This is a genomic window from Thioclava sp. F34-6 (assembly GCF_002213235.1).
GTDB lineage: Bacteria > Pseudomonadota > Alphaproteobacteria > Rhodobacterales > Rhodobacteraceae > Thioclava > Thioclava nitratireducens.
The window spans coordinates 225,508-238,429 of sequence record NZ_NBOA01000001.1 but is presented as its reverse complement, the minus strand read 5'-3'; the positions used below and the strand labels follow the sequence as shown (position 1 = coordinate 238,429).

Genomic DNA, 12,922 nt, shown 5'->3' with positions numbered 1-12,922 from the left:
GGCTTACCCCGCCAGCAGCGCCGCGTTGCCGCCCGCCGCGGTGGTGTCGACGCACAGATGCCGCTCATGGAGGACATCGGCCTTCTGCACCGCGCCGGTGGTCAGCGTCAGGATCGGGCCCTCGCGCTTTGCAAGCGCTTTGACGAGGGCGCGCGTATCGTGGCCCCACCAGATGGCGCCCGCGATATCCTCAAGCGTTTCAAGCACGTCCGGGGCGATCTTGCCATCGGCCCCGACGGCCACGCCGCCCAGCTTCTCGACTTCCTTGATCTGCGCCACCTGCGCAGCTTCGCCCGGCCCGAGGCACAGGATCGGCCCGCGCGGATAGCGGCGCAGCGTGTTGGCCTCGCCCGTCGGCCCCGGCAACTCCAGCGCCTCGAGCGGCTCGCTCGCCTCGGCCTTCGCCGCAGCTTTCGCAAGCTTTTTGCGCAGCGTGTCGAGATCGGCCTTGTGGCCCCATTCGCCGTTTTTCGACGACGCCTCAGGCGCCATCGCGAAACGGGTCAGGTAAAGCGGTCCACCCGCTTTCGGCCCCGTGCCCGACAGACCTTCGCCCCCGAAGGGCTGCGAGCCCACGACCGCGCCAATCTGGTTGCGGTTGACGTAAAGGTTGCCGACATGCAGCGCGTCCGAGACCTCCTGCACGCGGTTGTCGATCCGGCTGTGCAGGCCCGCGGTCAGCCCGTAGCCGGTGGCGTTGATCGCGTCGAACACCTTCTCGATATCCTCTGCGCGATAGGTCGCGATATGCAGAACCGGGCCGAAGACCTCACGCTCCAGCGCCTCGATGCCGGAGATTTTCACCAGCGTCGGCGCGATGAAATGGCCCTTCGACGGCGCGTCGAGCTTGTGCAGCACGCGGCCCTCTTTCTCGGCATCCGCAATATAGCCCGCGATATCCTCCTGAGCTTCGCCGTCGATCACCGGGCCGACATCCGTCGACAGATACCACGGATCGCCCAGCGACAGTTCGTCCATCGCGCCCTTGATCATCGAAATCAGGTTCTCGGCAACGTCTTCCTGCACATAGAGGCAGCGCAGCGCCGAGCAGCGCTGACCCGCCGACTGGAAGGCCGAGGCGATGATGTCGCGCGTCGCCTGTTCGGGCAGCGCGGTCGAATCCACGATCATCGCGTTCAGACCGCCGGTTTCCGCGATCAGCGGCGCGGTCGGATCGAGATTGTCGGCCATCGACCGGCGGATCATCTTCGCCGTCTCGGTCGAGCCGGTGAAGGCGATGCCCGCGATCTTCGGGTTGGACGACAGGGCTGCGCCCACCGTCTCGCCCTGACCCGGCAGCAGTTGCAGCACGTCGCGCGGCACACCCGCCTCATGCATCAGGCGCACGGCGATGGCGGCGACGAGCGGCGTCTGATCGGCCGGCTTCGCGATCACGCCATTACCGGCAGCCAGCGCCGCCGAGATCTGGCCGGTGAAGATCGCCAGCGGGAAGTTCCACGGGCTGATCGCCGCGAAGATGCCGCGCGCCGTCGGGTCGCTCTCTTCGGCCTGCGCCGAATAATAATGCAGGAAGTCGACCGCCTCGCGCAATTCGCCCACGGCGTCGAGCTGGCTCTTGCCCGCCTCTTTCGCGAGCACCGCGAAGAAGGGGCCGAAGTTTTCCTCGTAAAGCTCGGCCACGCGACGCAGCACGGCGGCGCGCTTAGCGACCGGGGCAGCCCACGGACGCGCAGCGTCGATGGCGGCCGCGACACAGGCCTCGTCGGCCTCGGTGACCTTGGCCACTTCCTCACCCGTCGAGGGGTTGATGACGGCCACGGCTTGCCCCGTCGCCTCGCCCGCCACGAGCGGGCCCGCATCCGGGATCGCCACATTGCGGGCCGCATCGATGCGCGCCAGCGTGCCCTCGTCGGTCAGATCGAAGCCCATGGAATTCTCGCGGGACTCGGCGAACACCTCCGAGGGAAGCTTGAGCATCGCCGAACGCTCGGCCGTCTCGAGTTGCACGAACGGGTCTTCCGCGATGGTTTCGGGCGCCACGTCCTCATCGACGATCTGGTGCACGAAGGAAGAGTTCGCGCCGTTCTCCAGCAGTCGACGCACCAGATAGGCCAACAGGTCGCGATGCGCGCCGACGGGAGCGTAGATGCGGCAGCGGGTGCCCTCTTCGCGGTGGACGATCTCGTGCAGACGCTCGCCCATGCCATGAAGGCGCTGGAACTCATAGGGACGGCCCTCGGCCATCTCGAGGATCGCGGCGACCGAATGGGCATTGTGGGTCGCGAATTGCGGATAGATGCGGTCGGTATAGCTGAACAGCTTGCGCGCATTGGCAAGGTAGCTGACATCGGTCGCAGCCTTCGTGGTGAACAGCGGGAAGTCCGGCAGGCCTTCGACCTGCGCGAGCTTCATCTCGGTGTCCCAATAGGCGCCTTTCACCAGACGCACCATGATCTTGCGGTCGAGCTTTTCCGCCAAAGCGCCCAGCCAGTCGATCACGAGGCTCGCGCGTTTGCCGTAAGCCTGCACGACCACGCCGAACCCGTCCCAGCCGGCAAGCTCGGGGTCGGACAGGACCTCTTTGATGATCTTGAGCGAGATCACCAGCCGGTCCTGCTCCTCGGCGTCGATGTTGAGGCCCATGTTCCCGGCCTTCGCGGCCTTCGCCAGATCCTTGAGCACCGGCACGATCTCGGCCATGGCGCGCTCTTCCTTGGCGACCTCGTAGCGCGGATGCAGCGCCGAGAGCTTCACCGAGATGCCGGGATTTTCGGCCACGGGGCGGTCCTTGCAGACCTTCGCGATGGCGGCGATGGCGTCGGCGTAATCCTTCGCGTAGCGCTTGGCATCGCGCGCGGTGCGAGCGGCCTCGCCCAGCATGTCGTAGCTGTAGGTGTAGCCGCGATCTTCGAGCTTCTTGGCTCGGCTCAGCGCGTCCTTGATCGTCTCGCCAAGGACAAACTGGCGGCCCATCTCCTTCATCGCGCGGCTGACGGCGGCCCGGATCACCGGCTCGCCCAGACGGCGCACGGCACCGCGCAGCACGCCTGCCATGCCGGGCTTTTCGTCTTCGAGCACACGGCCCGTCAGCATCAGCGCCCAGGTCGAGGCGTTGACCATCGAGGACGACGCGGTGCCCATGTGCTTGCCCCAGTCCGACGGTGCGATCTTGTCTTCGATCAGCGCGTCGATCGTCTCGGCATCGGGCACGCGCAGCATCGCCTCGGCCAGACACATCAGCGCCACGCCTTCCTGCGTGGACAGGCCATATTCCGCGAGGAAATGCTCCATCAGCGTCGGTTTGGCTTCGGTCCGGATACGGCGCACGAGCTTCGCCGCGCGGGCGGAGATCTGCTTGCGATCACTCTCGCTCAGTTCGGCCTGGCCCTTTAGCCGCTCCAGAAGCGCGGCTTCTTCGGCGAATTTCGCCTGTGTCGTGAACTGATCGAACGTGTCGCCCATGCGATCCTCCCTTGAGTCTGATTGTCCGATCCTATTCGATTTCCCCTAGGCGATTGGCGCAAAGATTTGCTAAGCGATGGTCTCTGGAACTTATTTTTGGAGACTCTGTAGCCCATGAGTGAAGAGATCGATGCGATCGACAGGCGAATCCTCAACGAGCTTATCGCCGATGCACGCCTTCCCGTGGCTGAGATAGCGCGCAGGGTCGGCTTGTCGAAGACGCCGGTGGCCGCGCGCATCCGCCAAATGGAGGAAACCGGGCTCATCAAGGGCTACCGGGCGATGATCTCGCCGATCAAGCTGGGGCTGACCCATGTGACCTATATCGAGCTGAAATTGAGCGATACGCGCGAGACCGCGCTGAAGGCGTTCAACGCCGCGGTGCGCGCGATCCCCGAGGTCGAAGAGTGCTACATGATCGCCGGGGGCTTCGATTATCTGGTGAAGATCCGCGCCCGCGACATGGCCGATTACCGGCGGATCATGTCGGAAGAGCTGTCCACCCTGCCCCATGTCCATTCCTCGTCGAGCTATGTCGCGATGGAGACCGTGGTGGAGGCCAGCGCGCCGCCTTTGGAGTGAGCCTCGGTGCACCACTTGGCACGGGGCGACCAGCCCCGGGCCGCGCCCGACCCTCCCCCCGGGAGGGCGCATTGGCGATCTCAGCGCAGGCATACGCGTCATTCTGGCTTGCGAGATAAAGCGCAAAGCCAGATGCGGCTCAAGGCGCCCGCCCGGGGCTCGGGCGCCGCCCTTCGCGCAAAACACAGACGCCCCCCTGTGCCGCGACGCGCGGCGCATTCGCCGCTGAAGCCTTCCGAGACGCGGATCACCCCAAGGCTCGGGCGCGTCCCTCAGCGCAATAGAAAAGGCGGCAGGGCTCCCCGCCGCCTCTCGATCCGATCAGGTCGAACTCACTCGCCCTGTTTCTTGATCCGCCCGTCGAGCTTGGGCGCAACCGTCCCCTTGTTCTCGATATAGGTCATCACGTCATTGGCCATCAGGTTGCCGTTGCCGGCGTTCACGATGACCTTGCCGCCGCCGAGCGACGTGTAGCCGTCGCCGCCGCCCAGCATGTAATCGTTGGTCGCGACCTTGTAGACCTTGTCCTTGTCGAGCGGCTGACCGCCCACCTCGACCGAGACCACGCGCGACCCGGCCGGTGCGGAGGGATCGTAGACCACGCTCATGCCCGAGATCTGCGGGAAACGGCCCGCACCGTTCTCGACCTGGCTGAAGCCGTTCTCCAGCGCGCTCAGGAGCTGCGAGCCGGGGATCTCGGTCACCACCGTCTTGTTGCCGAAGGGCAGCTCGGTCAGCACGTCCTTGCGGGTGATCTTGTGGCCCGCATCATAGGTCGTGTCGCCCCGGATGCCGCCGCCATTGATCAGCGTCACATCGGCCTTGGTCGCGGCGCGCAGCGCATCGGCGATCAGATCGCCCATCGTGCTCTCCTGCGAGCGCACCACGTTGCGCCGCGAGTCCAGTTCGGTCTCCGACGTGCCGATCTGCTGGCCGAGATTGTCGTCGAGTTGCTGCTTGAAGCCGTTGACCAGCTTCATCGATTCCGGATCCGGCGTTACATTCGCGGTGTCGATCCAGCGGAAATCCGGGGTCCAGCTGATCTTGCGCTTGCCGTCCTTCTCGGAGATGTCGACGGTCAGATCGACCGGCATCAGGTAGCGCGCGTCGATCGAGGTCTCCACATAGGCCGTGATCCCGTCATAGAACATCGCATTGAGGTGGTCGTCGCCCGAGATGATGACGTCGAAATCCTTGCTCGCGATCAGGTCGCGGTCGTTCGACTGATCGGTCTGCACGACCCCGATCACCAGATCCGCGCCATCCTCGCGCGCCTTCTTGGCTGCTGCGATCGCGCTGTCCACGGTCGGCCCGAATTTCAGATCGCCCGAATTGGCGACCTCGGGCGTCGTGTCCTGCGCGACCGGAACGAGCGCGACCTTGAGACCGGCGATCTCTTTGATCATCACGCCGCCCAGACCCTGAACCGGCGAGCCGTCTTTCTGGGTGATGTTGATCGCGGCCCACGGGTATTTCGAGGCTTCCATCTTCTTCTCGAAATTCTGCGGGCCGAAATCGAATTCATGGTTGCCCGGCACCGCGATATCGAAGGGCACGATATTGGTCAGGTCGATCGTGTTCTGACCTTCGTCGATCCCCGACAGAAGCGAGGGCGAGAGCATGTCGCCATCGAAGACATAGAGCGTGTTGGGATTGTCCGCGCGCTCCTTCTTGGCGACCGCGTTGAGCCGGGCGAACCCGCCGCGCTCGCCATCACCGTCGAAATTGTAGATATCGCCAACCCCGAGGATCGTGAGCTTCACCGTCTCGGCCTGAATGGGCCCGGCGGCGAGAAGCCCGGTCGAGGCGGCGCCCAGCATGAGGGCAGCCAGACGGCGCTTGAAATCGGACATTTCGGTCTCCCTGCGGAATGAATTTATTCATAGACCCCGAACGGCCGCATGGCCCGGGGCGTGGGAGAAAGCTTAGCCGCACTCTGTCATCGCGCAAACCTCAAGTCAGATGACCTCGCGTTCACGATCGGGCGCGCGCCTCTTTTCGCGTCACCCCGCGCAGATCAGCGCGCTGGGTACGCTTTCAGACCAACACGCCCGCCAAGCGCGCGAACAACGCATGCGCCGCCGCCTCGTCGATCAGGTCGACGGTGAATTGCGCGAAGGTCAGGCCGGTCTCCGGCGCGCTGGAGAACATGACGCGGACGTCCTCGCCCGACTCGGTGATCATGTCGAGCTGCCCGCCGAAGACGGTCGTGTAGCTTCCCGCGAATCCGGACATCATGGCCTCCAAAGCCTTGGCGCAGGCCACGATCTCGTCCGACGACCCTTTGACGGGCCGCAAGATCCGGTCGCTGGGGCCGATCCGCCCGGCAAGCTGCAGCCCCTCGGGCAACTCGATACCCAGCCGGAGCCGCGTGGTGGCGAGAAGCAGCGGGCTTTCCTGCTTCACCGGGGCCTCCCTCTCGGCCTCGGTTTCAGGCACGACGCCGCCGGTGACATTCGGCCCCGGCTTGAGCGCGGGCTCTCGAACGGGCTCGCGCGCAGGATCGCGAAGGGGTTTCGACGCCCGCGTGACACGACGTGGCGACACCTCGGGCGTGCGGTCGACGGGGTTCGGGTCCGGCCGATACTCGGGCTCGGCCCCGGGGGGCGCCACCGGCGCGACCGGCGCGCCCGAATTTGCGGGCTCGGAGCTGCGTTTACGCTCCCCGGGCGCGCGGAACGGCAAGATCGCCCCGCCATGTTCCGAGAGCAGCGGGGACGGCGCGTCATGGGCCCCGATCGCCAGATCCGCCTCGGTCTCGGGATCGAGCGCGTCGAGCCCGGCCACCGCGCGCCCTGTCATCGCCCCGAGCGCCGCGATCAGCGCCGCGCCGCCGCTACGCTGGAACGCTTCATCCGAAGTCTCGGCGGCACGCAACAGGTCGCGCGATCCGTGCAGAAATGCGATCCGCGAGAAATACGCCGCCGACTCGCGCTGAACCCGTGCCTTCAGCTTCGCCCGGTCCCTGTCGTTGCGCAGCTTGTCGCCACGCGAAATCGCGAGCAGGCAATCGGACGGGCGCGCAGACCCCAGACATTCGATCAGAGTCTTTTCGGTCAGCCGCCATGCCTGCGAGGCGATCGTGACCCAAATCATCACGTCGCAGGTGGCGATCAGACCGACCTGACCTTCGTTGAGATCCTCGGCGCAGGTCAGCGGCACCTCGACGAATTCGAACCCCTGCAGATGCGGCTGCGCGGAATAGACGTAAATCTCGGAGGGCACGGCGCCGCCCTCTTCGACCTCCGCCGCGTCGATCTCCCGCCCCGTCGCGTCGCGCATCACCACGCCCGGCGTCGCACGGTAGCGCGCGACGACCGTGGGTCGCTCGGTCCGGCCCAGATTGTCGCCGATGCTGCGCGCGCGCAAAATCGCGTTGAGCACCGTGGACTTACCGGAATTGACCTCGCCGCAGATCGCGACCCGCAACGGTGCGCGGACCGGATCGGGCGGTGCCTGATCGTGGCGGAGGTCTTGTTTGAAGATCATTTGCTTCCTTGTCCTCACGCCGCGCGGGATGCGGGCTTGCGCCGCGGCATCATCGTGCTGCTGACGGCGCTTTCGATCGCGCCGAGGTTGATCAGGCGCCGTTCCAGAACTTCCAGCTTGCTCTGGATGCGCGACGCCATCCGGCTTTGCTGGGCGGGATCACGCGCCAGCCGTTCCAACTCGGCCCGCTCCTGCTTGAGCTGCAGGGTTCGCTCGCGCACGACCATCTCCATCATCCGAACCATGACCCGCAGTCGCGACCCGCCCGCGGTCGCGCGCTCCACCAGCGTCTCGCCATAGGCTTGCAGGATCTTCTCCACCGCAGGGCGCAACTCTTCCGCCGCGACGACGCGCAGACCCTCGAGCGTCTTCTCGATATTCACGGTCGGTCCACGCCAGAAGGCCCAGCCGCGCTCCAACGCGAAATTGATGCGCAGCGCGCGCCGGGTCAGCGTCAAGGTCGAGGTGAACGTGTCATGCGGCATATCCGCGAGGTCGATCTCTTCGCTGGGATCGTCGAACCGGTCCACGATGGTTGTGCGGCAGGCATGGATCGCATTGTCGAGCAGCACGTCGATGGCGGCCCGCGAGCGGGCGTAGCTTTTCGTCACTTCGCGTTCGAGCGCGATCTGCAACGCGGTCGTATCGGTCTCGAAGCTGCGCGGCGGACGGCCGTCGCGGATCCGATTGGTGCGCAGAACCTCCTCGAACCGGGCACGCTGACTGTTGACGAAATCCTCGATGCTCTTGTTGAGCCGCGTCTCCAACGCCGACCAGCCTCGGCTCAGCACGGATTCGATCTGGTGTTCGGCGCTCTCGACATGGTTTTCGAGCGCGCCGCGCAGCGCCTCCGTCGCCTCGATCTCGCCGGTCATCTCCTCGATCGCGGCCTCCGCCACGTCCGAGCGAATGCTCTCGATCTGCATCTGCAACGTATCGCGTTCGCGGCGGGCGACGAATTGCATCCCCGACAGCTCCGCGCGCAGATCGCCACGCAGCTGGGCGAGCTGCTGACGCCCCACCCCGCCATCGATCACGGCAGAGAGCACGTGTTTGACCTCTTCGACGCCCGAGGCCAGCAGAAGCCGATCGATCGGATCTTCGGGCACACGGCCGAAACGCGAATACAGATATTGCGCCAGCTCCATCGAATCCATCTCGGCGCGCGCCCAGGCGGCTTCCTCGTCGGAGCGCTGGGTGAGATCGGCGAGATAGGCACTGCCCGCGACGATCTTGAAGTCGATGTCGGGGATCGCCGCGCGCAGGCGGCGCGACACATCGGCAATCACGCGGGGCACTTCGACCGCGTAATCGTCGAGCTCGTCGATCCGGTTGAGGAAGATCAGCACGTCCTTGTCGTCCTGCTTGGCGAGGATGCGGATCAGGGCGAGGTCGACATCGGTCAGCGGCTGATGCGCCGAGAGCACCATGATGAACACGTCCGAGCGGTCGAGCGAGCGGCAGGTGAACTCGTCGCGCACGAGGAACGGATCGTTGACCCCGGGCGTGTCGGTGATGATCGTGGGCACCTGAAACTCGGGTAAGCGCATGTAGATATGGGCGCTTTTCGTCAGCGCGGCGAACCGGCCGAGCGCCTCGCGATCCAGCCCGTCATCCGCGCCCGGCCCGGCACAGACATAGCGCTGCAACAGGTCGGGGGCGAGGAAGTCGTAGTCGTGCTGCTGCCCCAGAAGCGTGTGGTAATGCTTGCCAAGCCGCCGTTGCGCGCGCCGGCGCATCTGCTCGGACTGCTCGCGCAGGATGTCGGTATCGAATCCCGGCAGCAGCTCTTCGGTCAGTTTCCGGATGCGCGTGCCACCATTGATGATCTCGTCCCAATCGGCTTCCGAGAAGAACTCGAACCGGGCCCCCGTCACCGGATCTTCCGGCAGGTTGATGCGCATGTTCGTCACGACCGAGGTCCACGGATTCACGTCCGAGGGCAGGAAGTCATGTTGGTGCAGGAAGGCGTTGAGGAAGGTCGACTTGCCCGCCTTCACCTGCCCGATCACCGCCACGCGCGCCGCCCAGTCATGTAGCCGCAAGCGCAGATCGCGGATGCGCGGACGGGCGCTGCGTTCGACGGCGGTTTCTATCTGGTCGAGCGTGCCGTCGAGAAAGTCGAGTTCCTTACGCAGTTGCGGGGCGATCTTCATGGCGTGCTCCTCCTCGTCGCGTAGGCCGGCTCGGGTTCGTCCGCGGCTCTGGCATCGAGCCGGTCAAGCAGATGTTCGACATGGGCGAGGACATCTGCGGCATCGGTAAAGGCGTGACCCGCCGTGAGTTCCTCCCACAGCGCGCGGGCCGGGCCTGGCATCGAGGCGGGCTCTGCGGGCGGGTAGTCGGGCAGCGGCGCGTCGAGGATCAGCGGCTCGGCATCGGTCACCTCGGGCAGCTCCGCGCCCTCCGCCTTTATCAGGCGCGCCGAGCGCAGACGGCGCGGCTTGACCGGCATGCGCGGCTTCGGGAAAGCGATCACGTCGCGCTCGCGCACGAATTTGGCGACCGTCTCGTTGGTCTCTCCCGATGGTTGGCCGATCTGACCGCTCAGCCGCTCGATCTCGCGCCCGATCTGCGCGACGTCCTGCGCGTCGGTCAGTGCCGCCAGACGGATCGTTGGGAAAACCTCCCCCGCCTCGCGCTGAACCCGGCGCATCAGGCGCGCGCGGGTGCGTTCGTCGGGCAGACGGTCGCCATGGGTCACGACGAGCATCGGCTGCTCGAGAAGCGCCTGGGGCATCGCGTCCCAGACCGCCTTCTCGCTTTGCCGCCACGCCTGCGTCGCGTTGGTGCACCAGATCACGAGATCGGCATAGCGCAGCATCCGCTGCCAGCTTTCCATCGGCATGTTCGGGTCCGACGAACCGGGCGTGTCGATGATGTCGATCCGCTCGAGGATCGGCGCACCATGGGCGATCACGCAGTAGCACGCCTTTTCCAGATTGAGCTGCGCCAGATCGCAAAGCGGGCGCGCGACCTCCTCCTTGTCGATCCAGATCTGCCCCCGGTCCCTGCCGTGCACCAGCCAGATCGGCGGCAGGGCGGTCGCGGTGACATGCGAGGGCAGCACCTTCTCGCCCAGCAACCCGTTGATGAGACTGGTTTTGCCAGCCGAGAATTCGCCCGCCACCAGCACCCGCAGCTTGCGCGGTTTCGCGGCGGCTTGCGGGCTCTGGGCACTCGTGAGGTCCGGCAAGGCAGGGCGTTCGCGTTTGCGCATCGAGTTCATGCCGAGAGCCTTTCCTTGTCGTGTCCCGCCGCGCCCGAGAGGCAGCGCTCGCGCACCGCCTTGCAGAACTGACCCTGATCGAAAACGAAGCGCTCCACGATCTCGCGGCTGCGCGCGATGGCGGGGTCGAAATACTCGGTCATCAGGTCTTCGATCAGCGGCGTGGTTTCCGCGATTATCACATCGCGGTAGCGCGCCTGTGCCGCGCCCTTGCGATTGAACCGCCAATAGCGACGCCACCACGCGCCCTGCATATCCAGCGTGATCATTCGCGCGAGCACCGTCGGCGCGCGATGTTGCGGCTGTTCGGGGAAGCGGCTCACATCGGCCTCGCGGATCACGCCGAACTCGGCAGCGAGGAAGCTGTCGATCCCGTCGCTGACCATGTCGAGCGCCGCCTCGCCCTTGCGCCGCAGCCGCGCGCAATTGGACGCGAAGGCGGTCTTCATCGCCATGCGCAGCGAAGTCGGATCATGGGTCCACGCGCCGATCTCGCCATAGGTGTCGATATGCGACTGCAGCGCCTCGAGCGCCGAGGCCACGAATTGCTCCTGCGCCCGGTCGAGCCGCTCGCGCAGCTCCGCGCGCAGGTCCGCGGCATCACGGTTGAAGGCGGAGACGGCCTCTTCCTCGATCTCGGCAAGGCGCATCATCAGTTTGGACTCGCTGAGGATGGTGGAGGGATCAGCCACCCGGGCGACGCTATCCACGGTCTCGGCGCGCTCGATGATGCGCTCCAGCTCGTCCTGCACATCGCCAAGCACCGCCTGCCCCGGCCCGTCGACGATCCGCTTGACCACCGCCTGCATCAACGCACCGATCCCGGACGCTTCCATCGCGCGCTGGCGCAACTCGGTCTCGCTGGTGGGCGTGGGGCCGGTCATCTTCTCCAGCGCCGCGCGGCTGGCGGGCGCCATCTCGTTCACATCGCCCATCGCGCAATTGGCCCAGTAGCCCGAGCCGAACAGGATCTCGATCTCCTCGCCCAGCCCCATGCGCCCCAGCGTCTTGCGGATCGAGCCGCGGATCGCGGCCTGCGCCCCGCGCGGGTCTTCCAACTCGTCGATGCGGTTGACGAAGATCACCACCTCGCGCGCGTCGATCGCGCAGATGATGCGCAGCAGCGCGAGATCCATCGTGGTCAGAGCCTGATGGGCGGAGAGCACGACGATACAGGCGCGGCTGTCGCCGATGGCATTGAGCGTTATCTGCTCGCGCATCATGAAGGTGTCGTTCACACCCGGCGTGTCGCGCAGACACAAGCCGCGCGGCAGATGCGGCAGATCGAGATAGAGATCGGCGGATTTCGTCAGATCGGCATAGGTGCCTTCGCTCGCGCCCTCGGCCAGATCGTCGGGATCGCCGTAGCAGATATATTGATCCAGCACCGCCTTATCGAGCGTCGGAAAGGCGCGGCTGGTGCCGAGAAGTTCCTCGAACTGCTCGCCAAGCCTCGCCTCGGTCGCGTTGCGCATCGCGGTGACCTGTTTGCGCACGCTCTCGGCCTCGGTCTCGAAGCCCGCGCGGTTGGCCATCTCGCCCAGACGCCCGCCGGTCGCCACAAGCCGATCCCATTCGTGGCGGTCGAAGAAACGAAACAGCGCGCGTGTGTCCATCGGGCGGTGGCGCGCGTTCAGATGCAGCGCCGTGATCACCGAGGTCCAAGGGTTCACATCCGAGGGCAGCATCCCCGGCTTGCCGATCAATGCGTTGAGAAGTGTGCTCTTTCCCGCTTTGACCTGGCCGATGACGCTGACGGTCGGCTCGAACGCGTCGATCATCTCGAGCACGCTGTCGAGCTGGTCCTCGACGAAGCCGAGATCGGCGTCCGAGACATCCTTTACGGCCTGTTCGAGCTGGTCGAGCGTCTCCCAGTATGAATTGAGCGCCTCGAAACCGCGGCGATGCCAATCAAAGATGGAATTCGCTTCATACACGAGGGGCACTCCTTTCCGCAGGGGCGATGCGGTCTTGGGCGGAAACGGTTCGGCACACCCCATGCCGCCCGAGACCGCCAACGTTACAGGGACGGCGCGCGCCCCCTTCTTGGCGACGCACCGGCTGGGTCGGTTCGTGCTTAAGTTCTGTTGTGCACTCTTGTCCGAAATGCGGCAGAGATTATGGCAGAGCGACCATAATTGCCGTTCGGGGCAGCGCGCAGCGCATTTCCCCGATCACGATTTTTCGCCTGTTTTCTTT

General features: G+C 65.6%; 7 protein-coding genes. 1 reads left to right on the top strand and 6 read right to left on the bottom strand.

Annotation, left to right across the window (positions count from 1 at the left end; genetic code table 11):
- Window positions 1-3: 3 nt before the first annotated feature.
- Entirely contained in the window at window positions 4-3,423 is a 3,420-nt protein-coding gene (gene putA, locus B6V72_RS01055; protein WP_088734255.1) for a bifunctional proline dehydrogenase/L-glutamate gamma-semialdehyde dehydrogenase PutA, read from the bottom strand.
- A gap of 114 nt (window positions 3,424-3,537) precedes the next feature.
- On the opposite strand from putA, the gene B6V72_RS01050 reads away from it, so the two are divergent.
- Window positions 3,538-4,005 (top strand): Lrp/AsnC family transcriptional regulator, encoded by a 468-nt coding sequence (locus B6V72_RS01050; RefSeq protein ID WP_075774978.1) that lies wholly within the window; start codon window positions 3,538-3,540, stop codon window positions 4,003-4,005.
- A gap of 332 nt (window positions 4,006-4,337) precedes the next feature.
- Here the strand turns inward: B6V72_RS01050 and B6V72_RS01045 are convergent, their stop codons facing one another.
- From B6V72_RS01045 to B6V72_RS01025, 5 genes are all read right to left on the bottom strand, one after another.
- Window positions 4,338-5,858 (bottom strand): bifunctional UDP-sugar hydrolase/5'-nucleotidase, encoded by a 1,521-nt coding sequence (locus tag B6V72_RS01045; RefSeq protein WP_088734253.1) that lies wholly within the window; start codon window positions 5,856-5,858, stop codon window positions 4,338-4,340.
- A gap of 184 nt (window positions 5,859-6,042) precedes the next feature.
- On the bottom strand, window positions 6,043-7,494 hold the full coding sequence (locus tag B6V72_RS01040; RefSeq protein WP_088734251.1) for a GTPase: 1,452 nt from the start codon (window positions 7,492-7,494) through the stop codon (window positions 6,043-6,045).
- A 14-nt stretch (window positions 7,495-7,508) separates the two neighbouring features.
- The gene (locus B6V72_RS01035) at window positions 7,509-9,650 is read right to left on the bottom strand and encodes a dynamin family protein (RefSeq protein ID WP_088734249.1); all 2,142 of its coding nucleotides are present in this window, start codon (window positions 9,648-9,650) and stop codon (window positions 7,509-7,511) included.
- Entirely contained in the window at window positions 9,647-10,723 is a 1,077-nt protein-coding gene (locus tag B6V72_RS01030; protein ID WP_088734247.1) for a dynamin family protein, read from the bottom strand. Before B6V72_RS01030 ends, B6V72_RS01035 begins: the two co-directional genes overlap by 4 nt.
- A complete protein-coding gene (locus B6V72_RS01025; RefSeq protein ID WP_075774983.1) occupies window positions 10,720-12,660 on the bottom strand; it encodes a dynamin family protein in 1,941 nt (646 codons plus the stop codon). Before B6V72_RS01025 ends, B6V72_RS01030 begins: the two co-directional genes overlap by 4 nt.
- Between the last annotated feature and the right edge of the window lie 262 nt (window positions 12,661-12,922).

Coding starts and splice junctions, on each gene's coding strand:
- B6V72_RS01040 (WP_088734251.1), bottom strand. CDS start 7,494: ATGATCTTCAAACAAGACCTCCGCCACGATCAGGCACCGCCCGATCCG.
- B6V72_RS01035 (WP_088734249.1), bottom strand. CDS start 9,650: ATGAAGATCGCCCCGCAACTGCGTAAGGAACTCGACTTTCTCGACGGC.
- putA (WP_088734255.1), bottom strand. CDS start 3,423: ATGGGCGACACGTTCGATCAGTTCACGACACAGGCGAAATTCGCCGAA.
- B6V72_RS01030 (WP_088734247.1), bottom strand. CDS start 10,723: ATGAACTCGATGCGCAAACGCGAACGCCCTGCCTTGCCGGACCTCACG.
- B6V72_RS01050 (WP_075774978.1), top strand. CDS start 3,538: ATGAGTGAAGAGATCGATGCGATCGACAGGCGAATCCTCAACGAGCTT.
- B6V72_RS01045 (WP_088734253.1), bottom strand. CDS start 5,858: ATGTCCGATTTCAAGCGCCGTCTGGCTGCCCTCATGCTGGGCGCCGCC.